Origin of the sequence: Streptomyces sp. HNM0575, assembly GCF_012726265.1 — a bacterium.
In the GTDB taxonomy this organism is placed as follows: Bacteria; Actinomycetota; Actinomycetes; order Streptomycetales; family Streptomycetaceae; genus Streptomyces.
Window position 1 is genome coordinate 46,206 of sequence record NZ_JAASAG010000006.1, and the last position, 25,608, is coordinate 71,813.

General features: G+C 70.1%; 23 protein-coding genes, 1 tRNA gene and 1 pseudogene. 11 read left to right on the forward strand and 14 right to left on the reverse strand.

Going from position 1 to position 25,608, the window contains the following annotated elements; translation table 11 throughout:
- The first annotated feature begins 217 nt into the window (after positions 1-217).
- Positions 218-1,891: an ATP-binding protein gene (locus HCC61_RS15780; RefSeq protein WP_240969033.1), complete on the forward strand. Its 1,674-nt coding sequence runs from the start codon at positions 218-220 to the stop codon at positions 1,889-1,891.
- Positions 1,888-2,568 (forward strand): response regulator transcription factor, encoded by a 681-nt coding sequence (locus HCC61_RS15785; RefSeq protein ID WP_169136111.1) that lies wholly within the window; start codon positions 1,888-1,890, stop codon positions 2,566-2,568. Before HCC61_RS15780 ends, HCC61_RS15785 begins: the two co-directional genes overlap by 4 nt.
- Before the next feature lie 168 nt (positions 2,569-2,736).
- Here the strand turns inward: HCC61_RS15785 and HCC61_RS15790 are convergent, their stop codons facing one another.
- A complete protein-coding gene (locus HCC61_RS15790) occupies positions 2,737-3,435 on the reverse strand; it encodes a DUF461 domain-containing protein (protein WP_169136112.1) in 699 nt (232 codons plus the stop codon).
- A gap of 554 nt (positions 3,436-3,989) precedes the next feature.
- On the opposite strand from HCC61_RS15790, the gene HCC61_RS15800 reads away from it, so the two are divergent.
- The 7 genes from HCC61_RS15800 (at position 3,990) to HCC61_RS15830 (ending at position 11,568) form a co-directional block, all read left to right on the forward strand.
- A complete protein-coding gene (locus tag HCC61_RS15800; protein WP_016472332.1) occupies positions 3,990-4,472 on the forward strand; it encodes a CarD family transcriptional regulator in 483 nt (160 codons plus the stop codon).
- 514 nt (positions 4,473-4,986) lie between these two features.
- Positions 4,987-5,838, forward strand: coding sequence for a 2-C-methyl-D-erythritol 4-phosphate cytidylyltransferase (gene ispD, locus HCC61_RS15805; RefSeq protein WP_169136113.1), 852 nt, complete (start codon positions 4,987-4,989; stop codon positions 5,836-5,838).
- Positions 5,828-6,379: a 2-C-methyl-D-erythritol 2,4-cyclodiphosphate synthase gene (gene ispF / locus HCC61_RS15810; RefSeq protein ID WP_169136114.1), complete on the forward strand. Its 552-nt coding sequence runs from the start codon at positions 5,828-5,830 to the stop codon at positions 6,377-6,379. Before ispD ends, ispF begins: the two co-directional genes overlap by 11 nt.
- Before the next feature lie 101 nt (positions 6,380-6,480).
- Positions 6,481-6,888, forward strand: coding sequence for a PPOX class F420-dependent oxidoreductase (locus HCC61_RS15815; RefSeq protein ID WP_169136115.1), 408 nt, complete (start codon positions 6,481-6,483; stop codon positions 6,886-6,888).
- A 155-nt stretch (positions 6,889-7,043) separates the two neighbouring features.
- A complete protein-coding gene (cysS, locus tag HCC61_RS15820) occupies positions 7,044-8,456 on the forward strand; it encodes a cysteine--tRNA ligase (RefSeq protein ID WP_169136116.1) in 1,413 nt (470 codons plus the stop codon).
- A gap of 232 nt (positions 8,457-8,688) precedes the next feature.
- Positions 8,689-9,642 carry a 23S rRNA (guanosine(2251)-2'-O)-methyltransferase RlmB gene (rlmB, locus tag HCC61_RS15825; protein WP_169136117.1) on the forward strand — a complete coding sequence of 318 codons (954 nt, stop codon included), beginning with the start codon at positions 8,689-8,691 and terminating at the stop codon, positions 9,640-9,642.
- A 204-nt stretch (positions 9,643-9,846) separates the two neighbouring features.
- Positions 9,847-11,568 (forward strand): DoxX family protein, encoded by a 1,722-nt coding sequence (locus HCC61_RS15830; protein WP_206322572.1) that lies wholly within the window; start codon positions 9,847-9,849, stop codon positions 11,566-11,568.
- Positions 11,569-11,647: 79 nt separating this feature from the next.
- Here HCC61_RS15830 and HCC61_RS15835 read toward each other — a convergent pair whose 3' ends face one another.
- The 3 genes from HCC61_RS15835 to ugpC form a co-directional block, all read right to left on the reverse strand.
- Positions 11,648-12,385: a nucleotidyltransferase family protein gene (locus tag HCC61_RS15835; RefSeq protein WP_169136119.1), complete on the reverse strand. Its 738-nt coding sequence runs from the start codon at positions 12,383-12,385 to the stop codon at positions 11,648-11,650.
- Between the two features lie 183 nt (positions 12,386-12,568).
- Positions 12,569-12,994 carry a hypothetical protein gene (locus HCC61_RS15840; RefSeq protein WP_169136120.1) on the reverse strand — a complete coding sequence of 142 codons (426 nt, stop codon included), beginning with the start codon at positions 12,992-12,994 and terminating at the stop codon, positions 12,569-12,571.
- A 282-nt stretch (positions 12,995-13,276) separates the two neighbouring features.
- Positions 13,277-14,401: a sn-glycerol-3-phosphate ABC transporter ATP-binding protein UgpC gene (gene ugpC, locus HCC61_RS15845; protein WP_169136121.1), complete on the reverse strand. Its 1,125-nt coding sequence runs from the start codon at positions 14,399-14,401 to the stop codon at positions 13,277-13,279.
- A gap of 183 nt (positions 14,402-14,584) precedes the next feature.
- Between ugpC and HCC61_RS15850 the strand changes: the two genes are divergently transcribed.
- Positions 14,585-14,658 (forward strand) — tRNA-Thr (locus HCC61_RS15850).
- A 137-nt stretch (positions 14,659-14,795) separates the two neighbouring features.
- Here HCC61_RS15850 and HCC61_RS15855 read toward each other — a convergent pair.
- Positions 14,796-15,338 carry a sugar O-acetyltransferase gene (locus tag HCC61_RS15855; protein WP_169136122.1) on the reverse strand — a complete coding sequence of 181 codons (543 nt, stop codon included), beginning with the start codon at positions 15,336-15,338 and terminating at the stop codon, positions 14,796-14,798.
- Positions 15,339-15,491: 153 nt separating this feature from the next.
- Entirely contained in the window at positions 15,492-16,973 is a 1,482-nt protein-coding gene (locus HCC61_RS15860) for an MFS transporter (protein ID WP_169136123.1), read from the reverse strand.
- Positions 16,974-17,247: 274 nt separating this feature from the next.
- On the opposite strand from HCC61_RS15860, the gene HCC61_RS15865 reads away from it, so the two are divergent.
- Entirely contained in the window at positions 17,248-17,571 is a 324-nt protein-coding gene (locus HCC61_RS15865) for a hypothetical protein (protein ID WP_169136124.1), read from the forward strand.
- 123 nt (positions 17,572-17,694) lie between these two features.
- Here HCC61_RS15865 and HCC61_RS31505 read toward each other — a convergent pair whose 3' ends face one another.
- The 8 genes and pseudogenes from HCC61_RS31505 to HCC61_RS15895 all read right to left on the reverse strand — a co-directional run bounded on the left by HCC61_RS31505 (position 17,695) and on the right by HCC61_RS15895 (position 25,264).
- Positions 17,695-18,021, reverse strand: a complete 327-nt coding sequence (locus HCC61_RS31505) for a hypothetical protein (protein WP_346777228.1) — start codon at positions 18,019-18,021, stop codon at positions 17,695-17,697.
- A complete protein-coding gene (locus tag HCC61_RS31510; RefSeq protein ID WP_346777252.1) occupies positions 18,018-18,794 on the reverse strand; it encodes a hypothetical protein in 777 nt (258 codons plus the stop codon). Before HCC61_RS31510 ends, HCC61_RS31505 begins: the two co-directional genes overlap by 4 nt.
- Positions 18,795-18,950: 156 nt before the next feature.
- Positions 18,951-19,181: pseudogene (locus HCC61_RS31515) on the reverse strand (pentapeptide repeat-containing protein); the annotation flags it as partial.
- A 313-nt stretch (positions 19,182-19,494) separates the two neighbouring features.
- Complete coding sequence (locus tag HCC61_RS15875) at positions 19,495-20,169, reverse strand: hypothetical protein (RefSeq protein WP_169136125.1); 675 nt, start codon at positions 20,167-20,169, stop codon at positions 19,495-19,497.
- A 2-nt stretch (positions 20,170-20,171) separates the two neighbouring features.
- Entirely contained in the window at positions 20,172-22,367 is a 2,196-nt protein-coding gene (locus HCC61_RS15880) for a DUF6571 family protein (protein WP_169136126.1), read from the reverse strand.
- A 25-nt stretch (positions 22,368-22,392) separates the two neighbouring features.
- Positions 22,393-22,743, reverse strand: coding sequence for a hypothetical protein (locus HCC61_RS15885; protein ID WP_169136127.1), 351 nt, complete (start codon positions 22,741-22,743; stop codon positions 22,393-22,395).
- Positions 22,744-22,953: 210 nt separating this feature from the next.
- A complete protein-coding gene (locus HCC61_RS15890; protein WP_169136128.1) occupies positions 22,954-23,739 on the reverse strand; it encodes a glycerophosphodiester phosphodiesterase family protein in 786 nt (261 codons plus the stop codon).
- Between the two features lies 1 nt (position 23,740).
- Positions 23,741-25,264 carry a hypothetical protein gene (locus tag HCC61_RS15895; protein ID WP_206322574.1) on the reverse strand — a complete coding sequence of 508 codons (1,524 nt, stop codon included), beginning with the start codon at positions 25,262-25,264 and terminating at the stop codon, positions 23,741-23,743.
- Positions 25,265-25,608 lie beyond the last annotated feature (344 nt).

Here is a 25,608-nt window from a genome sequence, read left to right on the forward strand (position 1 = left end):
CTGTCCTTCCCTCGCATGTTCTCTCTCCAGGGGGCCCGCAGGCCGGGCGGTATCAGGCCTCGGCGCCCTCCACGCTCCCACGCTCGGTCCGCAATGCGTCCGTCGCCGACCTCATGAGTGAATCGGCCCCGACCTCGAGGTGAACTCTGGGAGACGAGTGTCCGAGGTCTCCCGCTTCCCATGGGGTGCTGTCGGCGGGCGCGCATAGCCTGGAGGCATGAACGTGAACGCGGCGGTCGCCGCAGCGGCGGCGATCGCCGGGGTGCTCACCGGCGTCATCGCGATGCTGGCGTTCCGCTGGAGTGAGCGCGACCAGGCCCGCCCCACCCGCTCTTCGCTGCACATCGAGGCCGTGCTGCCCCCGGGCGTCGACACGGTGCTGTCGGTGCTGCGCTCCTCCGCGGTCGTGCTGGACGAGGCCGACGAAGTGGTCAAGGCCAGCTCCGCCGCGTACGCCCTCGGGCTCGTGCGGGGCGGCACGCTCGCCGTCGAGCCCATGCTGAAGATGGCCCGCGACACCAGGCGGGACGGAGAGATACGCCAGGTCGACCTGGACCTTCCGCGCAGGGGCACGGGCCGCGGAGAGGCCCTGGCCGTCTCCGCCCGCGTGGCACCGCTGGGCTCCAGGCTCGTGCTGCTGTTGGTCGAGGACATGACCGAGGCCCGCCGCATCGAGGCCGTGCGGCGCGACTTCGTCGCGAACGTGAGCCATGAGCTGAAGACCCCCGTCGGTGCCCTCTCGCTGCTCTCCGAGGCGGTGCTGGACGCCGCGGACGACCCGGAGGCGGTCGAGCGCTTCGCCGGCCGCATGCAGTACGAGTCGACGCGGCTTACGAGCCTCGTCCAGGAGCTGATCGACCTCTCCCGCGTGCAGAACGACGATCCGCTGGGCGACTCGGAGCGCGTCGGCGTGGACGAGCTGATGGCGGAGGCCATCGACCGCTGCCGCCAGTCCGCGGGCAGCAAGCACATCACCCTCGTCGCGGGCCGTACGGGCACGGACACCGGCGACGAGGGGCTCCACGTATGGGGCAACCGGAGCCAGCTGGCCGCCGCCCTCGGCAACCTCGTCGAGAACGCCGTGAACTACTCGCCCGCCCGCACCCGCGTCGGCATCGCCGGGCGAAGGGTGGCGGCACCCGGCGGGGACCTCATCGAGATATCCGTGAGCGACCAGGGCATCGGAATCTCCGAGCGGGACAAGGAGCGCGTCTTCGAGCGCTTCTACCGGGTGGACCCGGCCCGCTCGCGCGCCACCGGCGGCACGGGCCTCGGGCTCGCCATCGTCAAGCACGTGGCCGCGTCGCACGGCGGCGAGGTCACGGTGTGGAGCGCCGAGGGGCAGGGCTCCACCTTCACGCTGCGGCTGCCCGAGTCGGGCCACGCGCGCAGCCGCGCGGAGGCGCACGCCCGCGGCCGCCGTCCCCAGGGGCTCGTCGAAGGGCCGGCGGACCTCGAGGACGCCGACGAGCTGGACGGCACCGAGGACCTGGACGGCAACGCCGGCCCGGACTGCGGCGCCCCCGACGAAGCGGAGGTTCCGGACCGCCCGTACGGGCGTCTCCACGAGCCCCGCGGCCTCCGCCCCGCCGAGGTCTCCCGAGATCCCGCGGACGCCTCCGCGGCTGCCTCCGCACATCCCGGCGACACCGCTTACCCCCGTGACCCGGCGAAGGCCGGCAAGCGCACCAAGGGCTCCGGCCCCGGGCACCTGCCCGGCGGCCCGGGCGACCCACCGGCGGCTCCGCCTCCCGCGCCCGCCTCTTACTCCGCTTCCGCTTCCCGTTCCTCTTCTCCCCGCCCCTCTCCTCCCCGTTCCTCCACTTCACCGTTCTCATCGCCGCGCGGACTGCCGCGCGCCCCTGAAACCGCCCCGGAGGTCCTCCCGTGACCCGAGTGCTCGTCGTCGAGGACGAGGAATCGTTCAGCGACGCACTGTCGTACATGCTCCGCAAGGAAGGCTTCGAGGTAGCCGTCGCGTCCACAGGCCCCGACGGGCTGGACGAGTTCGAGCGGAACGGCGCCGACCTGGTCCTGCTCGACCTGATGCTGCCGGGCCTGCCCGGCACCGAGGTCTGCCGCCAGCTGCGCGGCCGCTCCAACGTCCCCGTCATCATGGTCACCGCCAAGGACAGCGAGATCGACAAGGTCGTCGGCCTGGAGATAGGAGCCGACGACTACGTGACCAAGCCCTTCTCCTCACGCGAACTGGTCGCCCGGGTAAGGGCGGTGCTGCGCCGCCAGGGCGAGCCGGAGGAGGTCACTCCGGCGGCCCTTGAGGCCGGTCCGGTCCGCATGGACGTCGACCGCCACGTCGTCACGGTCGACGGCGACAAGATCGACCTCCCGCTCAAGGAGTTCGACCTGCTGGAGATGCTGCTGCGCAACGCCGGCCGGGTGCTGACCCGGATGCAGCTGATCGACCGCGTCTGGGGCGCGGACTACGTGGGCGACACCAAGACCCTCGACGTCCACGTCAAGCGTCTCCGCGCGAAGATCGAGCCGGACCCCGGAGCCCCCCGCTTCCTGGTGACGGTGCGGGGCCTGGGCTACAAGTTCGAGCCCTAGACCGCGGGAGCCACGGCCCGCAACACCGCGCCGCAGCCCATGAGTTCGCGAACCCGGCGAACTCCCCGGCACACGCCGAAGGCCCCGCCCGTACGACTCGTACGGGCGGGGCCTTCGGCGTCTGGGCGCAGCCGCAGCCGCGCAGTCAGGGGCTGCCGGGACGGGCGCTCAGTGCGCCCCGTCCGCGTGCTCCGCGTCGGAGCCGCTCGGCGACGCGGACTCCGAGGCGTCCTCCTGCCCCTTCCCGGCCTTCTCGTCCGAGGAGTTCTCACCGGCGGGGCTGCCGGGCGACTCGGAGGCAGAGCCGGAGGGCGAACCCGAAGGCGTCGCGGAGGTCGTGCTCGGCGAAGGCGCGACCGTCGGGCCGAACTTCCTGTAGTCGCCGTGCGAGGGCACGACCGCAGCCCGCAGCGTCACCACTCCCGTACGGCTCAGATCGAACGAGACCTGCTGCGCGTTGCCGTTTCGCACGCCCCGCATCTCTGCGCCCGGCGGGAGTTCGGCCGAGGCGTTGTCCTTGCCGCCGAGCGCGAGCGAACCGCCGGCCGGCACCGTCAGCGCCTTCTCGCCCTCGGCGGGCCGCAGCTTCACACGCTCACCGGTGCCCTTGACCTTTACCGACGTCAGGGTCTCGTCCTTCGTGCCCTGGTTGAAGATCCGGCCGGTCACGGCAGAGGGACCCTCCCCGGCAGCGGGCGTGATGATCGTCACGTTCTGGACCTTCACGGAGCCGACGGACGTCGCGGCGCTGTCCGGCTTGACCTCCAGCGTCTGCGCGTCGTGACCGGCTTCGCAGGCGGACAGTGTGACGACGGCGAGCGCGAGGACTGTGGCGGCGAGGGTGCCGCGTCGAATGCTGCTGCTCACGGCGGCGGCAACTCCTGGGCGAGCTCTGGCGGCCGAACTACGAGCCGGTCGCGGGCGGATACGATCGACCGTCCGTAACGCGGTCGGTCTGTGGCGCGGTTCAGGTTACCGAGGGCTCCGCGGCGCCCCGCACCCGGCCCTCCCGCCGCGCGCCGTGCGGGCACTCGCGCACGCGGGGAGCACGCTCCCGCACAACAGGCCGGCCGGTTTCCGGGGTAAAGAATGCGAACGGCTTGTGAATTGATCAGCGGAACTGCTGATCAATTCTTGGGAAAGTCCGTGAAGAGCCGAAGAGGGCCGAACGGGCGACGACTTACAGCAGGACAAAACGGACAGCAGATGCTTTCTGAAGCATCTTCTTCGGACGTGTCGGCCGTGTTTCGACGGGCGTACAGAAGTGCCCCCACCTGCGAATACCGTTCCCCCGCCGGTCTCCGCAGCACGTAACAGGGCCCCTTGTCAAGCCCCGAGATGCGGTCTGACCTGCGAAAACGCCATTCAGAAGAGCCCGATTCCGTGTTACTCTGGATAGCCACGGAAGGGGTACCTGACACATGACGTTCAAGGTTGGCGACACCGTGGTCTATCCCCATCACGGGGCCGCGCTGATCGAGGCTATCGAAACCCGCCAGATCAAAGGCGTGGACAAGACCTACTTGGTTCTGAAGGTTGCACAAGGCGACTTGACGGTTCGTGTGCCAGCGGACAATGCGGAGTTCGTCGGCGTGCGAGATGTGGTCGGTTCGGACGGGCTGGACAGGGTCTTCGAGGTGCTTCGCGCGCCGTACGCAGAGGAGCCGACCAACTGGTCCCGGCGCTACAAGGCGAACCTGGAGAAGCTCGCGTCCGGCGACGTGATCAAGGTGGCGGAGGTCGTGCGCGACCTGTGGCGCCGTGAGCGCGAGCGCGGACTCTCCGCCGGTGAGAAGAGGATGCTCGCCAAGGCCCGCCAGATCCTGGTGAGCGAGCTCGCTCTCGCGGAGAACACGAACGAGGACAAGGCCGAAGCGCTGCTCGACGAAGTCCTCGCGTCCTGACGGGACTTCGACTTCGCGCGCCTTCGTCGTGACGGCGTCCAGCGCGCTGGCGTGCAGGGATCTGGAGTGTGCAGGGCTTTGGAGTGCAGGGCTCTGCGTGTACGGGGTTCCTGTGCACTTCGTAGACCCCGCGCGCTTCGTAGAACGCTGAAACTGCCGCAGTGCCCGAGTGACATCGTCCGTCGCCGGGCGCTTCGGCATGCACTGAGCTTCGGCATGCGCTGCGTTCCGCACGTCCGGCGGCCCGGCTTCCCACCCGGGGGCGGGGCCTCATACGGCCTCGTACGAGGTGAGCGCCCCCGGCAGCGTTCAGTAATCTCGTCACTGTTCGTCGTGATGCGCTCCCATATGGTGGCCCGCGACTGGCAAGAGCGTGCCGGACCCGGGCACGCCTGGACCGGAGATCACGGAAGGGCCGGTCAGGCTCGCGCCCGGCACGCCCCCAACCTGCGGCCGGGGGTACCCCCAGGCCATACCCATACCGGCTGAGGACACAAACCTGAACGTGCGAGGCATGTCAATCCGACCCGCAGGCGAACCGCCCGACGACCACACGCAGGGACCAGGCGAAAGGGCACCGGGCGAGGACCCCGCGCCCGGTGCCGGTGCCGGAGCTGTGCGGCCCGCCCCTTCCGGGAACCGTACGGCCGCCGTCATCCCGGCCGCGGGCCGCGGTGTACGCCTCGGCCCGGGCGCACCCAAGGCGCTCCGCGCGCTGAGCGGTACGCCGATGCTGGTGCACGCCGTGCGCGCGATGACCCGTTCCCGCTCCGTCTCCCTGGTCGTCGTGGTCGCACCGCCGGACGGCGCCGACGAGGTCCGGCGGATGCTCGACGAGCACACCGCCCCCTCCGAGACCTCGGATGTCGTGGTCGTACCCGGCGGCGAGACCCGTCAGGACTCGGTCCGGCTGGGGCTCGCCGCGCTCCCGGACGACGTCGGCTCCGTACTCGTGCACGACGCGGCCCGCCCCCTCGTGCCCGTAGAGACCGTGGACGCGGTGGCCGCCGCCGTACGCGAGGGTGCGCCCGCCGTGGTGCCGGCCCTGCCCGTGTCGGACACGGTCAAAGAGGTGCAGGTACGTGAGGACGGCGGTCCGGAGCCCGTGACGGGGACGCCCGAGCGTTCGCGGCTCCGTGCCGTGCAGACGCCGCAGGGCTTCGAGTTGAAGGTGCTGGCCGCGGCGCACGCCCAGGTGGTGCGCGAGGGCGACGGCGCCACGGACGACGCGGGCATGGTGGAGCGGCTCGGCGTGGAGGTCGTGGTCGTCCCCGGGCACGACGAGGCGTTCAAGGTGACACGGCCGCTCGACCTGGTGCTGGCCGAGGCGGTCCTGGCGAGGAGGCGCGCGACCGATGGCTTCTGAGACCGCTGAACCCGCCGGGTCCCCGGAGGCCTTCCGCGCGCCGGTGCCCCTGGTCGGCATCGGTACGGATGTGCACGCCTTCGAGGAAGGGCGCGAACTGTGGTGCGCCGGACTGCTGTGGGAGGGCGAGCGCTACGGCCTCGCCGGGCACTCCGACGGCGACGTCGCCGCGCACGCAGCGTGCGACGCCCTCTTCTCGGCCGCCGGCCTGGGTGACCTCGGAGCCCACTTCGGCACGGGCCGCCCCGAGTGGGCCGGTGCGTCCGGGGTCTCGCTGCTGGCGGAGGCCGCGCGGATCGTGCGGTCGGAGGGGTTCGCGGTGGGCAATGTCGCGATCCAGGTCATCGGCGTACGTCCGAAGATCGGCAAGCGTCGCGAGGAGGCGCGGCGGGTGCTGTCCGCGGCGGTCGGTGCCCCGGTCTCGGTGTCCGGCACGACGACGGACGGGCTGGGCCTGACCGGACGCGGCGAGGGTCTGGCGGCGATGGCCACGGCGCTGGTGCTGCCGCCGGCGGCGGCTCAAGGTCCACCGTCCGCGTGAGAGCGGCCGCCGGACCGGAACACCTTGCACCGGACCGGTGTTGGAGCTGACGCGGCGCCTCGCGCCGCATACTCCGACGCCCCCGAGAGAAGGCGACCCCCGTGGCAGCAGCACAGCTCTCCGACAGCCTCAAGCAGGTTCTGGACACCCCCGTCTTCGTCAGCATCGCGACGATCCAGCCCGACGGAAGCCCGCAAGTGTCACCGGTCTGGGTGAAGCGTGACGGCGACGAGCTGCTGATCTCGACCACCGTGGACCGCCGCAAGGTCCTCAATCTCAAGCGCGATCCCCGGGTGACCGTGCTGGTGCAGCCCGCCGACGCCCCGTACACGTACGCCGAGATCCGCGGCACCGCCAGCCTGACCACCGAGGGCGGCCAGGAGCTGATCGACGAGCTGGCGCAGAAGTACGCGGGCAAGAAGTACGCCGAGTTCAACCCGAATTCGAAGCAGGACGCCGAGAGGGTCGTCGTGCGCGTCAGTCCCCGGAAGGTCGCCGGACACATCTGAACGGCGCCGGGGTCCGGACGGACGGGGGGCCCGCCCTGGTCGGCGGCCCCGTCCGCCCCCGCCGCGTCCCACCGCGGTCTGACGTCTGTCACAGATCCGCGCACCTTGCCCGGTGCGCGAGGCGTCCCGCCGCACGGGCCCACTACCCTGGTCGCGTGAGTATTCGCCTGTACGACACCAGCAGCCGGCAGATCCGCGACTTCGTCCCGCAGACGCCGGGCCATGTCTCGATCTACCTGTGTGGCGCCACCGTGCAGGCCGCCCCGCACATCGGGCACATCAGGTCCGGTCTCAACTTCGACGTCATGCGCCGCTGGTTCGCCCACCGCGGCCACGAGGTCACGTTCGTGCGGAACGTGACGGACATCGACGACAAGATCATCGTGAAGGCGGAGGAGCAGCACCGCCCCTGGTGGTCGATCGGCTTCGAGAACGAGCGGGCCTTCACCGCCGCGTACGACGCGCTCGGCTGCCTGCCGCCCACGTACGAGCCACGGGCGACGGGCCACGTCCCCGAGATGATCGAGATGATGCGGAAGCTCATCGACGACGGTCACGCCTACGCGGCCGACGGGAACGTCTACTTCGACGTCCGCTCGTACGACGGCTATCTCCGGCTCTCCAACCAGGAGTTGGACAATCTCCTCCAGCCCGAGGGCGAGGGCGAGACCGGTAAGCGCGACCCGCGCGACTTCGCCATGTGGAAGGCGGCGAAGCCCGGCGAGCCGAGCTGGGAGACGCCCTGGGGCCGCGGCCGTCCCGGCTGGCACCTGGAGTGCTCGGCCATGGCGCACAAGTACCTCGGCTCGTCCTTCGACCTGCACGGCGGCGGCGTCGACCTGGTCTTCCCGCACCACGAGAACGAGATCGCGCAGTCGAAGGCGTACGGCGACGGGTTCGCGCGCTACTGGGCGCACAACGCCTGGGTCACCATGAGCGGCGAGAAGATGAGCAAGTCGCTCGGCAACTCGGTGCTCGTCAGCGAGATGGTCAAGCACTGGCGGCCCATCGTGCTGCGCTACTACCTGGCTTCGCCGCACTACCGCTCCACCATCGAGTACAGCGAGGAGTCGCTGCGCGAGGCGGAGGCCGCCTTCGGCCGCATCGAGGGCTTCCTCCAGCGGGCCACGGAGGCGGTCGGCGAGGTGCGTCCGGCTGATGACGTACCGGCCGCGTTCGCCGACGCGATGGACGACGACTTCGCGGTGCCGCAGGCGCTGGCCGTCGTGCACACCACCGTCCGGCAGGGCAACGCCGCCATGGGCGACGACGACAAGCACGCCACGGCGAGGGCCTTCGCCGATGTGCGGGCGATGCTCGGCATCCTCGGCCTCGACCCGCTCGACGCGCGCTGGCAGTCCACGGCGACCGACGCCGGCAAGGGCGGTGAACTGCGCGAGGTGGTCGACTCGTTGGTCCGCCTCGTGCTCGACCAGCGGCAGGCGGCGCGCGAGCGCAAGGACTACGCGACCGCGGACGCCATCCGGGACGAGCTGAAGCACGCCGGGCTGGTGATCGAGGACACCCCGTCGGGCCCCCGCTGGGAGCTGGGCGGCGGCAGCCACTGAGCGGGGCGTACGGGCCACCGGGCGGACCGGGCGGACCGTGCGGACCGGGCAAAGGAGGCCCGCTCGGGCGCCGGGAAGATCCACTTCTTCGGTGCGCCCTGCCCTCCGGAATAATGGCGGAAGCAGCCGTGCCCCAGGCGCGAGAGCCGGCGACGACGCAGCGGCGATCGTCCCGGTGAAGGCGCAGCGGCGGCGACCCGTCGAAGACCAGCAGCAGAGGAACAGGTGCCCGATGGCCGGGAACAGCCAGCGCCCCAACCGGCGTACGTCCAACAAGAAGGGCGCGCAGGTCGGCAGCGGCGGCAAGCGGCGCCGCGGCCTGGAGGGCAAGGGCCCCACGCCGCCCGCCGAGATGCGCAAGGGGCATGCCAAGCAGCGCGCCGCGCAGGCGAAGGCCCGCCGCGCGCAGGGCGGTTCGCAGCGCGGCAAGGGCGCCGGGAAGAGCCCCGCGGAGTTGGTCGTCGGCCGCAACTCGGTGGTCGAGGCGTTGCGCGAGCAGGTGCCGGCGACGACGCTGTACGTGCAGCAGTTCGTCGACAACGACGACAGGGTGCGCGAAGCCGTGCGCCTCGCCGGTGAGCACGGCGGCATCCATCTGATGGAGGCGCCGAAGCCGGAGTTGGACCGCATGACGAAGGGCCTGCACCACCAGGGCCTGGTGCTCCAGGTCCCCGAGTACGAGTACGCGCATCCCGACGATCTCACCGCGGCCGCCTTCGACGAGGGCGAGGACCCGCTGATCGTCGCGCTGGACGGGATCACCGACCCGCGGAATCTCGGCGCGGTCGTGCGCTCCGTCTCGGCTTTCGGCGGGCACGGCGTCGTCGTGCCGGAGCGCCGGGCCGCGGGGATGACGGCCGGTGCGTGGAAGACCTCGGCGGGCACGGCGGCGCGTACGCCGGTCGCGCGCGCCGCCAACCTCACGCGTGCGCTGGAGAGTTACCAGAAGGCCGGCGTGATGGTCGTCGGACTCGCCGCGGACGGCGACGTCGGCCTGACCGAGCTGGAGGTCCTGGACGGCCCGGTCGTGATCGTCGTCGGCAGCGAGGGCAAGGGCCTCTCCCGTCTGGTGGGCGAGACCTGCGACGTACGCGTACGGATCCCGATGCCCGGCGGGGCCGAGTCGCTGAACGCGGGAGTGGCCGCGGGCGTGGTGCTCTACGAGGCGGCGCGGCGCAGGAGTTGAGCACGCGGGCAGGCCGTGACCCGCGTCGGCCTGCCTTGACGGGCCTCGGACAGATCGGGGCGGTCAAGGCAGTGTCTTAAGCGTCCGTCACTCGGTTAGATCAGTGTGGACACCAGAACACCCCGCACGCCCGACCCCTCGGGCCGGCGTCCTGGGGACACCCGACAGGGCGGCCCGAGCGGTTTCTTCGACGACGGACCGGCATTGAGCACGGTCAAGGTCCCCTCCGACCCTGCCGAAGTCGTCGTCACTCACGCGAGTTTCCGGGTGCAGCTCGCATCGCCCACCGCGGACTCCGCCGACCTCGCCGCCACAGGACAGCACTCCGCCGTGCCCGGCATGCCCGTCGTATGGGGCACGGCCGCGGACCTTGGCGGGTGGACGGACGGAGCGGTGCGCGCCGACGGCCTCGCAGGCACGGAAGGTTCCGTACGCACAGGCGGCTCCGTGCGTACGGACGCCGACGGCTTCGGTGCGTCGCGGCTGTCCCAAGTGGCCCGCCCCGGCCTGGAGTTCCCGGAACCGGCCGGCTCCACCACGCAGGTGCTGCCGCGGATCGACGAGGACGCGCTCGCGCCGCCGACGGTCGTCGGCCCGCGCGGCCCGCGTCCGGTCGAGACGACCCAGCCGCAGCCACAGCAGCGCTCCCTGCTGCACGGGGTGCGCCCGGCACGCGGGGCCTTCGACGGGCCGGACTCCGGCGAGTACGGACCGTACGGCCCGTACGGCGACATCGGGCACGGCCCGTACGAGGACGGTCGCTTCGGCGAGCAGGATCCGTACGGCGAACAGCCGCCCGTGGACGGGCAGTTCGGGAACGCGGAAGCGGGCAGCGCCGCCCGCGGCCCCGAGCCGGCGGAGACCGCGCGGCGCCAGGCGTACTACCCGGGCCGCCGGATGAACCTCGGTGTCGTACTGCTGCCGATGCGGATCTTCCTCGGCTTCATCTCGGTCTACGCCGGGATGGGCAAGCTGTGCGACCCGGTCTACTTCGACGGGGACGCTCGCGGTTCGATGGTCACCTGGCTGCGCTCGCTCGAACCGTGGGCCATCGCCTCGCCGTTGCGCGACTTCGCGCTCGCGCACCCCGTCGGTTCCGGGCTGACCGTCGCGTTCCTCCAGATCATCATCGGCGTACTGACGGTGTGCGGCCTGTGGCAGCGGCTCGCGGCCTCCATCGGCGCTCTGCTGTCCGCGGCCCTGCTGATGACGGTGAGCTGGAGTTCGGGACCCGCCTACGAGGCGCCGGACATCATCTACCTCGCCGCGTGGAGCCCGTTGATCATCGCGGGCGCACCGGTCTACTCCGTCGACGGCCGGCTCGCGGCGGACGCCTGGCGCAAGCTTGGCCCCCGCGCCGGGCTCACCGACCTGCGGCGCCGGGTGCTCCGCCGGGGCGCGGTGATCGCGACCCTGATCACCGGCCTCGCGCTGCTGACCGGCTCGATGCTGGGCGGCGCCGTACGAGCCGCGCACACCGCCAAGCTCCCGGAGCCGAGCGAGCCGCCGGCCAACCGGCTGCCCGGCTCGCCCGTGCCGAAGGAGCCCGGGGCCCGTACGGACAGCGGACGCCCCGCCGGCGGACACACGCAGGGCGCCGACGCGGGCGCGGGCAGCAGCCGTTCCGGTAGTCCCTCGTCCTCGGCTTCGCCCGGTGAGGGGCGCCGCGGTGACACCTCCAGGCCGAGCCAGCGGGAGACCGTACAGGTGCCGCGGCAGTCCGCTCCCGGCGCGCAGCCGCCGCGGCAGTCGGCGCCGGGCACCGGGTCCGCGCAGGGCGGCGGTGCCGGCACGGGCGGCGGGAACAGCGGCGGCTCGGGCGGCTCCGACTACGGGAGCACGGGCGGGAGTTCGGCGTCGGGCGGCAGCACGGGCGGCTCGTCATCCGGTGGCAGCGGCGGAGGTCTGGGCGGCCTTCTCGGCTGACGGAAGCGGTGGAGGTTTGGCGGGCAGAGCTTGGCGGGCAGGCGCGGTCGGTAAGGGGTGAGGGAGCCGGGAGGCCGCCCTAGCCCCGCGCCTCCCTCAACTCCTTCGCCGCCTCCTCCAGATCCTTCGCGGTGTCGATGGCCCGCCAGTACGCGCCCTGCGGCAACTGGAAGCCCGCGAGCGTGCGTTCGCGGGCCAGCCGCGGGAACGTCGTACGCTCGTGGTCGCCCCGGTCCGGCAGCATCCCGGCGAACGCCGAAGAGAACACGTACACACCGGCGTTGACGAGATACGGGGACGGCGGCGCCTCGATGAAGTCGAGGACGTGACCGAACGGATCGGTCTCCACCGCCCCCCACGGGATGCGCGGCCGGGCGAGCGCGAGCGTGGCGACCGCGTCCCGTTCCGCGTGGAAGGCGGCCATCTCCCGCAGGGCGAAGCGGGTCCAGATGTCGCCGTTGGTCGCGTACCAGGGCTCGTCCGGCCGTGGCAGCGAGGCGGCCGCGTACTTCAGGCCCCCGCCCCGGCCCAGCGGCTTCTCCTCCACAACGACCGTGGTACGCAAGGGACTTCCCCCTGCCCCCGCCGGAAGCTCGGCCGTCGTCAGCCAGTTGCCCAGCACATCGGCCAAGTGCCCGCAGGAGACGACGACATCGGTGACGCCCTCGGCCGCCAGCCAGGCCAACTGGTGCCCGATGATGGGCGTACCGGTGCCGGGGATCTCGACCATCGGCTTCGGACGGTCGTCGGTGTACGGCCGCAGCCGTGACCCCTGGCCGCCGGCCAGGATCACGGCTTGGGTGGGGAGTTGCATCATGCAGCGCACCCTATGCGGCCGATGACCGACGACCGATGACCGATGGCCGACGTCACCGCCGGGGCGGGCGCGTGCCGGTCGCGTACGGATCTGCGGGGTACGGGCGGCCGCGTACGCACGGGTCGTGAACGGACCGGTGGGGCACGGGCGGGCCGTGTACGCGCCGGTCGAGAACGGACCGGCTCAGCTCATCCGGGACACACCGGTGGCGAACGACGTGTCGCACACCGGACGCGACCAGCGCCCCGCGCGCTGCACACTGCCGTACTTCTGCACGGCGGCCCGGCCCAGCGCACGCGCCAGCGACGCGCAGTGCCCGGCCAGCGAGGGGTGCTGTGCCATCTCCCGCTGGAGGCTGGTCAGGGCCACCCCCGGGTCCTTCTCCTGCAACTCGGCGACGAGCCGGTCGCGCAGTGCTTCCTGGGTCGTCCGCGGGGAAGCGTCCGTGGCCGGGGTCGACGCCTTGCGCTCGGACGCCGTGAGCATCTGCGTACCGGAGGACGACGAACCCCATGGCACGCGCGCGACGGCGAGCGTGCCGGACAGTACGAGTACGACGGGAAGAACGAGAGCGAGGGATCGGCCGATTCGGCGTGCTACGTGGTTCACGCCCGCGATCGTAGCGAAGAGTGGTGATTTGGCGACATTCGGTCACCCTGCCGAGCGACGGCGCACGGGCGCGTTCGTAATCGGAGTTGACGGCACCGGGCGCCCGGGGCGAGATCAGGGGGTCGCGCCCACGAAAAGGGGCCGTACGCCTGGGAGTTGCAGGCGTACGGCCCCTGTGCTGCGTGCGGCAGCGGCGTCTCGGGCAGCTCGCGCTCAGCGCGTCAGCGCGTCAGCACGACGGTGCGTCAGTGCGACGGTGCGCGCGTCAGCGCGACGGTGCGATCAGTCGCTGAGGCGCTCGCCGCTGGAGGTGGAGAAGACGTGCGTCTCGCCGCCGCGGGGCACCACGTTCACGACCGCGCCCTTCTCCGGCACCTTGCGGCCGGCGACACGGACGACCAGGTCGCACTCCTCGCCGCCGACCTTGGCGGTGCCGTAGATGTAACCGTCGGCGCCGAGCTCCTCGACGACGTTGACCGTGACGGCCACACCGGCGGGCTCGTCCTTGGAGACGGCCTTGTCGGAACCCTCGCCGTTGACCACGTCGAAGTGCTCGGGCCGCACACCGACCGTGACGGTCTTGTCGCCCTTGTCGACGGCGGCCGACAGCGCCTCGCGCTCGACGGGCACCACGCTGTTGCCGAACTTCACGCCGCCGTCGGCGATCGGCACCTCGACGAGGTTCATGGCGGGAGAGCCGATGAAGCCGGCGACGAAGAGGTTCGCGGGGCGGTCGTACATGTGGCGCGGGGTGTCGACCTGCTGAAGCAGTCCGTCCTTCAGCACGGCGACCCGGTCGCCCATGGTCATGGCCTCGACCTGGTCGTGGGTCACGTACACGGTGGTGATGCCGAGGCGGCGCTGAAGGCCCGCGATCTGCGTACGGGTCTGCACGCGGAGCTTCGCGTCGAGGTTCGACAGCGGCTCGTCCATGAGGAAGACCTGCGGCTCACGCACGATCGCGCGGCCCATCGCGACGCGCTGGCGCTGACCGCCGGAAAGCGCCTTCGGCTTGCGGCCGAGGTAGTCGGTTAGGTCGAGGATCTTCGCCGCGTCCTCCACCTTCTTGCGGATCTCGGACTTGTTCACGCCCGCGATCTTGAGCGCGAAGCCCATGTTGTCGGCGACGGTCATGTGCGGGTACAGCGCGTAGTTCTGGAACACCATGGCGATGTCCCGGTCCTTCGGCGGCAGGTGCGTCACGTCGCGGTCGCCGATGCGTATCACGCCTTCGTTGACGTCCTCGAGACCCGCGAGCATCCGCAGGGAGGTGGACTTTCCGCACCCGGAGGGGCCGACCAGGACGAGGAACTCGCCGTCCTCGATGCCGATGTCGAGCTTGTCGACGGCGGGCTTGTCGCCACCCGGGTAGATCCGGGTCGCCTTGTCGTACGTGACCGTGGCCATGTTGTTGTCTCCTTCACCGGCAGGTACGTGCCGGACGATCCGTTGTAAAGGGGAGTACGTTTCACGGCTGTGAACGTGCGGTGACGCTAACCCGCCGACGCTCGTCTTGTCAGCACTCGGGGGGCAACGAAACCGCATCGCGGCCCCGCCACGACCGGTGGGTAGACTGCACGGGCACAGCCCGCCGCCTTAGCTCAGCTGGTTAGAGCATCTGTCTTGTAAACAGAAGGTCGTCGGTTCGAATCCGACAGGCGGCTCCGGATACGTACCAGCTCAGAGGCCCCGTTCCATGATCGGAACGGGGCCTCTGTGTGCTGTACAGCAACGAGGGTGATCGCTGCGTGAGCCGATGGTCACTGACTGCGGGAGCCGCCCGGTGGCAGCCCTAAGGTCGTCACCATCGTCGGTGCATGGTCGCCTTGGTGCCGGTCACCAGGCTTGCCGGCGGAACGTCATCGGTCACGATCGCGCCGGCGGCGACCACGGCATCTCGGCCGATGCTGACGCCGGGAAGGATCGTGGCACCGGCGCCGATCCACACGTTCTCCGCCACGTCGATGGGCGCACCGGTGAGATAGAGCCGCCGCTCCTCGGGATCGACGGGGTGGCCGCTGGTGATGAACGTGACCTTCGGGCCGACCATCACGCGCTCGCCCAGACGGATCCCCGCGTAGTCCAGGAACGTGCAGTTCTGGTTGATGAACACGCGCTCGGCGAGGTCGAGATGGAGGCCGTGGTCCGTGTAGAAGGGCGGATAGATCGTGACTCTCGTCGGCAGTGGCTTGCCGAGGATCTGCTCGAACAGTTCCGCTTTCCCGTCTTCGTCCTCGAAGGGCAGGATGTTCAGGCGTGAGGTGAGTTCGGTGACCCGAAGGACCCTCTCGGCCATGGCTTTGAACTCGGCCCCGTGGATGCGCATGAGACGGTCGCTGGACATACCACGATCCTTCCAGGCGTACCGGTGACCGGATAAGAGCGTGTCTTCCCGGCACCGGCACCGGCACCGGCGCCGACGCCAAGGCGCCCCCGTTGGCAGCCGCAGGCAGCTGTAGCAACCGGTCGCGTGACCGCCCCGACCGCTCGGCGGTGCCTAGCAGATCTCGTCCGGTCTGTTGCCCCCGTCGCTTCCGGTGAGTCGGGCGAAGAGCGGTGGGGAGTCCCAGCCGGGGCGTTCGCCGGTCATCCATTGCGACACCGACGGTTTCGGTGGGTGGCGTACGCCGCCGAGCGCGTACAGGGCGGCGCCGAGCACCGCACCCGCGACGCTGATGCCGAGGCAGATCCACAGGGCGTCCCTCGTGCCCGAGACGGGATTGCTCTCGACGGTGGTGGCGACGTACAGCAGGACCGGGGCGATCAGGAACGCCGCCACCGCACGCATCAACTCCACGATCGCGAACACCCGTTGGACCTGGTTGGAGCGCAGCGAGAAGCCGGCGATGAACAGCGCCGGGACCACGGAGGAGCCCACGCCGACGCCGACCAGTCCCGAGCCCACGGCGATGAGAGGGGACGTCGGCGGCTGGGCGGAGTTCATGACCACGATGCCGGCGCTGAGGAAGGTCAATCCGGCCAGGACGTAGTAATGCAGCAGGCGGGTGCGGAAGACGCGGCCGAAGACGATCGCGGCGATCACCGCCCCGCCCACCTCGGGAAGGTAGAGCAGTCCCAGGTGCAGGGGCGTCATGCGGTCCGTCAGCACCGTCGAGGTCAGCAACGTCGCCGACACCGACGCTCCCGCCGCGCAGATCGCGGCGACGATCCCGGCGACCGGGAACGTGCTGAAGAGGCTGCGCACGCACAGCAGCGGATGTTCGGCCGTGTACTCGCGGATGAAGAGGACGACGATCAGCAGCAGCCCGCCGATCAACGGCGCCCACACCCTGGCCTCGGAGAAGCTGTGGGTGAGCAGTTCGGAGGCGCCGAAGAACCCTGCCACACATCCGGCGCTGGCAAGCCCGAGTGCGATGGAGTCGATTTTCGTGCCCTTGCCGGCCGGCGGGGTGTACTCGAAGGTCAGGACGGACAGCACGAGCGCCGCCACGGCGATTCCGGCGATCACCCAGAACAGCGGCCGCCAGTCGTCGGATTCGGCTTGGATGCCGGCGAACACCGGACCGAGCGCGACTGCGCCGAAGATGCACATGTTCAGGACCACGGCGGTCTCGCGCAGCCGGGCCTCCGGATATCCGGTGATCAGCGGCGGTACGGCCGCGATCAGCAGCAGGCTGGTGCACAGGCCCTGAAGGACGTGCCCGACGATGAACATCCCGGCGTTCACGGCCGACGCGGTGAGCACCGAGCCGATCACGAGCAGGGAGCCGTAGACGATCAGCATGCGCCGCTGCGGGAGGTGCTGGGCGAACTGCACGGCCAGGACCGTGCCCACGGCGTAGCCGGCGTTGGCCAGACCCACCGTCACATTGAGCGTCTGGGGGCTCATCTCCAGCTCATGGGCGATGATCGGCGTGATCGGGCCCAGGGCCGCGGAGAGAGCCAGGTACGGCACCAGGGCGAAAACGACCATTGCCGCCACCACGGGGTAGCGGCCGGCCAGCGGACCCTTGAACATAGGTCGGCTTCCCCGTTCTGTGGGATATGTGGCGTGAAGTCACCATGGTGAACCGCCACCACCGGTCTCCCGTTCAAGCGCAGCCGCTGAAGTCACACGATCGATGCCCGGTCGGTGAATGCGCGCTGAATCTCCGCCCCGCCCCGCCTCGCACCTCGGAGCATCGGTACCTGGCCGGGGGTCGGCGCCGCCGGTCACCGTCGCCCAGGGCGGGTTGCTAAAGGGATGTCTACGCGCACACTGGCGGTTCCCATTCGACCCGAAGGACTGAGCCGTGCCCGACCGACCTGAGATTGTCTGCATCTGTGGCTCTACCCGGTTCGGGGACGAGATGAGCGCGGCGAACCGTGACCTGACCTTCGCCGGCGTCATCGTCGTCGCGCCAGGCGTCTTCCTGCGTGCCGAAGGTCATGAAGCAGACGAGTTGATCACCAACGAGCAGAAGGCCGCGCTGGACGCCCTCCACCTGCGCAAGATCGACCTGGCTGACCGGGTTCTGGTCGTCAACCCAGGCGGATACATCGGCGAGTCCACGAGCAGGGAGATCGCATACGCCCACGCCACCGGCAAGCCGATCTCGTTCACCGATCCCGTCTGACCAGTAGACGCTTCGTGGTGCGGCGAGACCGGACGGCCACGTCAGCGCCCGGACCGGCTGCCGGCGGACAAGGGCTACCAGACCGGCACCGGCACCGGCACCGGCACCGGCGGTCACCGCCGCTTAGCGCTTGACCTGGCTGCGGACGGCCAGGACCGCCAGGCCCAGGAGGACCGGCTCAACCAGGCGAGAGCCCATCTCGATGTAGGTGCCGGCCGTGGTCAGATCCTGTCCGGCGGAGCGGAACACAACGGAGTTGACGACCACCCGCAGGGACTTGTCGAACCGCTCCGTCGAGAGACGCTCGCCGTAGCTCCCCCTGGGATTGATCAGGCCGGGTGTCTCGGCGGTCACGGTGACGCGGGGCTCGCTCAGGACGCTGGTGGTCCTGGGCTTCGGGTCGTACTGCGGCAGGCCCCACAGCATCATCGCCAGCACGGTCGCGGTCACGGCGGCGACGAGCCACCAGAGGGCACGTGAGGCCCGTAGCCGGAGAGCGCCCAGTAGGCAGCGAGCAGGGCTCGTTCGCTCCAGGGAACGTCGTCCGCGTGGCGGCGCATCTCCATCTCGCCGTAGTAGAAGTCGGCGGCGCCGGGCTCGTGCTTGCTGTCCTCGAACGCCTTGCGCAGCTGCCGGTACACCGGTGCCAGCGCGGCGGGCTCCAGCGCCGCTTCCCCATCGGGCGCGGGCGCCCAGCCGTCCGCACCCCTGGGCCGAGTCGCACGCCAATGCTGCTCTTCGGCCAGCGTCCTGCGCGGAGTCCAGCGCACGGGCAGCACTCCGCGCCGGCGCAGACCGCCGGGTGCGGTGGCCAGGCGGTACAGCCCTTCAAGTCGCAGCTGGTCCAGGTGGATGGTCCCGGTGAAGCGGCAGTCGGTCAGGTCGACGTCGGCGAGCACCAGGTGCGCGGCGTCCACCCCTCGCAGCGATACGACGCGCACGCGAGGGTCCGTGAGACCGGGCTCGGCCAACTCCCGGACGCCCACGGTGAAGGCGTGCGGCTGGGAGGCGATGCTCACCGGAAATTCCAGGACCGCGTCCTTCAGGTCCACTCTTGCGTGACGCAGGCGGAGCGCCGCTGCCGAGGCCCAGCGGGTCCGTCGGCAGATCAGGGCCGCCGTCGCCGCTTCAACCGTCACCGCCGTCTTGAACACGGCCTCCGACAGGTCGAGCGCTCCGGTACAGGCCAGGGGGCCGACCTGCGCGGCGCGTTCGAAAGTCACTCGCCGAAAGCTGGCTTTCCCCCCGACCGTCGTCCCATGGAACAAGGCGTCGCCGCCGATCGTCGCCCCGTGGAAGTGGGCGTTACCGCCGATCGCCGCCCCGTGGAATCGAGCGTCACCGCCTATCCGCGCCTCGCCGAACCGGATGTGGCCGCCGATCTCCGCCCCCTGGAACAGGGCGTCACGGCCGATCCTCGACCAGCTGAAGAAGACATTGCCGTCGACCCTCGCCTCACTGAACTGCGCCTCGCCGCTCATCTGCGCCCTGCCGAACCGCGCACTTCCGCGGACCTTCGCTCCACGGAATCCGGCATCGCCGGTGACTTCCACTTCGCCGAACCGGGCGTCACCGCGGAACTCGGCCTCGTCGAACCTGCCGTGGCCCATACGGGGGCGGCCTGTGCCGGGATCCGTGAGGGCGGCGAGCAGTTCGCTCAAGAGCCCCTCGGTGAAGACGGTGCCGCGGTGATCGACATCGGTGCCGGGCCGGAGGCCTGACAGGTAGGCGGTGCGGTCGGCGTCGGAGAGGTGCGCCAGGCATGCGGCGTGGGGTTCGACCGTGCGGCCCCGGCAGCCGGCTGCGCTGCTTTCGGTGCCGCTGCGTTCGGTGCCGCGGCGGCAGTGCGGCCAGAGGGGCGGGCGCCGGCTGGTGCCGGTGTTCGTCGGGGGCACGTGAGGTGGGACGCGCACTCCGGTCAGGTCAATCGCTCTTGGTGATCTCGGGAGTGCCGTCCGGGAGCTCCGGGCCCGAGCACTTGAGTACGGATGAGCGGAGGTAGCGCGCGACGTTCGCCACCTGAGCCGCGGCACCCTTGTTCAGGTCTTCTTCGCTGATCTTGTATGAGGAGCGGTCCTGGAAAAAGAGCTCGGAAATGACGGCGAACGGGCGCCCTGCGGAACCCCCTTCGCTCTGCTTGCACTCCTGGATCAACTGTGCATATTCGTGCGCTACATGCCCGCGGGCGGGTCCCAAGGAGAGGGTTGCGTCGTTGCTGGTGAACTGGTGCTCAAACCCCGCAAGGACGTTCTTCATAGATCTCGTTGGGTACGTCCTGGCGTTCACTGTCAGATCCGAGTAGACATCCGGCTTCGTCTGTCCGATCGCGATGCTGCATCCCCCCTCGGTCTTCCCCTTGGACGTGCTGATGCGGTCGATGCGCCCTTCGCTCGGCACGTGCATAGAGGCCTCCGTGTAGGGGCCCGGATACATTCTGGCGATCGGAGCGCTGCTGATGTCCGTCCCGCATATCCGGTGCGGCAGGCGGGCAGTCCTCTCCTCTCCGTCTCCCGCACCGAAGGAGGAGCAGGAAGTGATCAGAAGAAGCCCGAAGGCTGCGAACAGCGGAATCCCGAACCGGCTGCCCTGTACTTTCATGCCTACCCTCTCTTCGCTGCCCCGGCCCCGCCGGCCTTGAAGGTGGTCTCCGCTTCGCCAGCTGCGTGGCTACCGAGCCTTCCCTGGTCGTCGGCGTTATAGCCGTGCTTCTCCGCCGATCGCTGCACCATTTGGGCAACCGCATCCTGATGGGAGTTGGCAGCCTTGGCGTAGGTATCCCGAGCGGCGAAGTCGCCTTCGCTGGTCTGGTCGTCCTTGATGTGTTCCACGGCCATACCGCTCAACTCTTCATATCCGATCGAGGTGGCAGTACCTGCAACAGGAGAGGCGATGGTGCCGATGGCGACTCCTGCGCCCCGGCCTACCCACTTGTTCGCCTCGTCGATGTTGGAATTGAAGTCGTCCGCCTGTGCGACCTGCTTGTCGTAGACGGCGTCGGCTCGGGCCTCGCTCATGATGCCGGCGACCGTCGCTCCGGGTTGGGTCGCGCTTGTCACATCGGACTCTGCTCGCGCGTAGTCGGACCCGCTCCCGTGACCGTCGAAGGCCTGGTCCACGGCGGCTTGGGTGTAGCCGGTCTGCGCTGCGGTGATGTCCTTGTAGGCCTGCGGGTCCTGGCCCACCGTGGCAAGGAAGTTGGTGACATGACCGGAGTCCATGCCGTCGCTGCCCGCCACGGGGACTCCGTTCGTGGGCAGGTCCTGGGTGCTGGGTGCGAAGGCCTTCTGGAAGTCGCCCATGTAGTTGGCCGTCACGTGGCCGAGGCTGCCCTTGATGGGGGCGAGGCGGCCGTCGCCGTCCATGAGGTCGGCGTTCTCCTTGTCGCCGAGTTTGGTGACCAACTCGTTGACCAGGCCGGACTCCTGGGCCGTGTGCGGCGGCACTTCGGCGCCGTTGTAGTCGTACGGAACGCCGGTGGTCCCGGACTCGAGAGCGTGGCCCAGAGTGGCGATGCCCTTGGGGTGGTCGGCGTCGCCCGTCCACTGCGAACCCTCGGGCCAGTCGCGGTCCTTGAGGAGGTAGTCGAGGTTGTCGACGACCTTCCCCTGCGGGGTGGCGGTCGCGCCGGTGAGGAAGTCCGTGGAGGCCTGCGGGTTGTGGCCGAGGGCGTCCATGAAGCCGTTCATCGGATCGAGGGCGGGAATGCCCGAGGTGGTACGGCCCATTCCGCCCCAGGCGGCGCGGGGGCCGAGCTGCTCTTCGCGGCCGATCATCTGCTCGCCGTAGGTGTCGAGCAGGTTGTCGTCCCAGTCGCCCTTGCTCATGAGGCTGCTTGCGAGCTGGTAGCCGCTGAAACCCTGCGGCAGATTGCCGTTCGGTGCCTTGTAGTCCTGGTTGACGGCGCCGAGCAGGTCGTTCTCGAACTTGTCCATGCCCGAGGAGTTGACCCGCGTGGCTGTGCCGAGAGTGGTGCCAAGGTTGGACTGGAGCTTGGCCATCATCGCCCGCTGGGCGGGGGTGACGTGCGCGCCGCGGGGCGGATTGAGAATCTGCCCGTACTTGTCGAGGGTGTTCTCCGCGCCGCTCTTCTCCGCGAAGCGGGCCGCGAAGTCGGGCTCGTTCTTGTGCCTTTCCAGGAGCGTGTTGAGCTGGTCGAGTTCGGTCGGGGACAGCGGGCCCTTCTTGTGCATCAGATTCGCCGCGTCGTCGGCGTCCTTGAGGGCCTTGCGGGCTTCGTCGTCGGAACCGTAGCCGGACTTGTTGAAGCCCCGTTCGTCCTCACCGTTCCTGTCGGATTTCAGAGCGACGGCGTAGCCCTGGTCGAGCTCGGTGGCGTGCCGGAGAATCCGGTCGCGGTCCCGCACAAAACCTTCCTGCTTCCTTCGGCGCTCCTCGGCGAAACCGGGCTGGCCGGAGGCGGTCGGGCTGTCCCAGGTGGGATCGACGTCCTCGATGGCGCCGTCCTGGTGGAACTTGAAGTGCTCCGTCTGTAAATCGTCTCTGAGCCGGTGGAGTTGCTTCTGGGCGGCGGAGAACTCGCCCTTCGCGTCGGACATCAGACGGCCCATGCGGCCCGCCTCGACGCCGGCCGCCTCGTACTCCTTCTTGACCTTCTCCATCCGGTTGAAGGCCTTGCCCGCTGCCTCGCCCTCCCACTTTCCCTTGAGGCGTTGCAGCACCTGCTGTTCGAACTGGTCGCCGATGCCCTGGTACTTCTTCTCCAACAGCTTCCAGGAGTGCGCACAGCGCTCCAGCCCGGAGAAGTCCGCGTCGTTCAGATACGCGTAGGAGACCATGATCCGGATCCACCCCCGTTTGTGATCAGCCGAAGTCGTCGTACATCGATTGATTGGCGCCGTGGCCGTACTTGGCCTTCTCCTGCTCTTCGGCCTTCGTATAGCCCTTGTGCGTCTCGTGGATGTTGGCGCTGATGTCGCCGAGCATCTTCTTCAGATTCGAGACGGAGTCACTGAAGCGCTCGCCCATGGCGATCAGCGCGTCAGCGGACTCCCAAGTCTCGCCCGGTCCGCTGGACTTGTTCAGTCCCTGCGCCGCAGTGACGGTCTTCTCGATCGGCTTGTTGTCGACGCGGTCGCTGTCCGCCCGCAGTCCCACCAGGGAGTCCGCGGCCTGTTTCAGCGCACCCTGCTCGACTCTCGTTCCGCCGGACATGTCCGTTCTGCCCCCCCGCCAGTCCGTGACGAGCCGGGCCCCCACCCGGCGTCGGCGCTCACCGTACCGCGACAGAACACCCTTCGTTCACCCGAACCCCTGAAGTCGTGGCGGGGCCGGAGCAGCCGGGCATCGGCGCCAACACCTGGGCAGCGGCGCCAAGTTGCTGCCGGTCGGGCGTCCCGGGTCCCGTCCCGGGTCCCGTCCCCGTCACCCCACGGGGCGGGGCTCGTGCCCCGCGTCGCTGTCGCGCAGGGTCAGTGCGCGCCGGGGGCGGTCGGTGATGAGGACGTCGACACGGTCGTCGCCGAGGAAGTGCCTCAGGCCCTCGTCGTCGTTGACGGTCCACACCATGGCGAAGAGTCCGTGCACCGCGCACTGCCGCAGCACCGTGGCCTTGGCCATCTGCTGGTGGATGGCGAGCCCCTTGGCGCCGCAGGCCCGCACCCTGCGCAGGGGGAAGAACTCGCTGCGGCGGACGGCCGCGAGTCGCTGCAACGGGATCTCCTTACGGTTGCGGCCCACGGACAGCGCCGTGCGTACGTCGGGGAAGTCCCTGGAGATGGCGGCGATCGACGCGTCCTCCAGCGTCGTGGCGACGAAGCCGTCCACGCCGAAGACGTCCAGTGCCTGACCGACCACCGCGCGCTCGTCCCCCGTCTCCTTGAGGTCCAGGTGGCCCACCAGCCCGGACTCCGCGGCGAGTTCCATCACCTTGCCCACTTCCGGCAGTTCATAGCCGGCGAGGTCGTTCGCCGCCGCGTGCGTGAGGGTGGCGAGTCGAGGTCCGGTGTGGTCGAGGCGGGCGTCGTGGTAGACGACGAACACCCCGTCCTTCGTACGCCTGATGTCGAACTCGACGTACTCCGCGCCGCTCAGCGGTGCGTCGCGGTAGGCCTCCCAAGTGGCGGGCGGTGCAAGGTCGGAGCCGCCGCGGTGGGCAGAGATCGCGGGACGGCGGTGGCCATTCGGCGGCGTGTCCGTGCTTCTGCTCATGTCACCGTGCTCCTGTCGGTCCTGGGGGTCCGCCCGGGCCTCGCGACCCGGCCGGGCTTCGCGATCCGGCCGTTCCCGGCGACCGCGCTCCGCCCGCTCCCGGCGACCGCGATCCGGCCGTTCCCGGCGACCGCGGCGCGGGCACGACCGGCGGTCCGCCCGGGCGCGAGGCGAATGCCGGGGCTGTCATCCTTGTGCCCCTTCTGCGCAGCCAGTAGCCGACCAGGATGAGGAGCAGGAAAGGCACCCATGCCGTGAGGTATGCCCACCCGTAGTGCCGTATGTCGAGGATCGAGTGCTCGGGGTCGATGTCCGAGGCGTTGACGCCGAAGTACGCGAGGAGCAGCGCGGGCGGCAGCGACATCAGCGTGACCAGGGCGATGAGCACCGAGAAGGAGCGTTCGCGGCGTTCGTCGCGCTCGGAGAGGGCGGCCTCCAGGGTCGCCGAGCGGGCGTCGATGACGGAGACGAGACGGTCCACCATCTGGGAGGAGTGCTCCAGGCTGTCCGTGATGCCGAGCGCGTCCCGGAGCGAGACCTGGAAGCCCTCGACCATCATCTCCGGGAGCATCAGGCTGTCGATGTACGCCTCCACGCCGAAGGCCAGGTCGAGTTGGAGCTCGTTGGCGCCGTCGGCGAGTCTGGAGATCAGGTCGCGTGCGTCGGTCGGTGAGGTGAGAACCGCGCGCTGGTTGGCGTCCAGCATGGCGAAGGCCTCCAGGCGGGTGCGCTGGAGCACCGCGAGCGCCGTGAGCATGGTGGCCGCCACCAGGGCGAGTACGTTCTCGACGTGCGGCGCCCAGCCGGCGTGGACGGACACCCCGCGGCCGTGGGCGAGCAGGGCGCTGCCCGGACTGTTCATCGCGGACGGCATCCGCACACCGAGCTGGGCCTGCGAGCCGGGCTGCATCTTGCCCCGGTAGACGACGGAGCTGACCGCGGGCGGTACGCAGACCTCGCCCGTGTCCGTCACGGCGGCGTTCTCGTCGAGCAGCAGCTCCCTCAACTCGCCGCCCGCGAACACGAGTTGGTGCACGTTCAGGCCGAATTCGAGTGGCAGGCCGAGGCCCATGCGCGCGGTGACCCCCGCCAGTAACGGCTCGCCGGACCAGGTCATCCCCTGCCGGGTGAAGCAGGTGGCGGCCAGCCAGTCCGCGACCTCGCCGTGCGTGACTCCGTCCGCGAACTCGCAGTCGAGCAGCAGGGTCGCGTCCTGACGGGGCGTCGTGAGGACGACCAGCGCCGAGGAGACGGGTGCGATACGGCTCGACGTGCCGTCCGGCAGCTCCAGTTCACCCGGCTCCAGCCTTTCGGCGAACGCGACGGTCGGCATTACGGGCGAGCTGTTGACCAGGTGCGGTGCGAAGCGGCCGAAGTCGAACCGGTTCGCCAGCCGGTTGTCGCCGTCCTCCGCCACCGGAACCTGCCCGGAGAGGCTGAACAGCAGGACTATGCGGGTCTTCTCGCGGCTGCCGGTGTCCACGGCGGGTGCGGCGGCGGAGTCGGTGTCCGTGATCGGCGTCATCTTCTGCTGGCCCCTCGCCTTCGTCTCGCCTTCTTCGCCGGTTCTTTCGCCGGACCCTGAACGAACGGTGCGCCGCCGCGCCGGGGCGACGACCGGCCCGAAGTACGCCCGGACCGGCCCGAAGTACGCCCGGACCGGGTCGAGTTCGGGTGGAGGAAGAGGAGTACGAGCGCGAGCAGACGTGGTCCGCCGTGAGCCATGGTCAAGCCGCCCCCGTCCCCCCCCGGTCCCACTCGTCCCGTCGTCCCCGTCAGCCGTCCCCGTCGCGCCCTGCCGCGCCCTTCGCGCCGGTGCCATTCTCTGTGAGTTCCGACCGCTCCGGAAGACGGTGATGATCGTCTCTC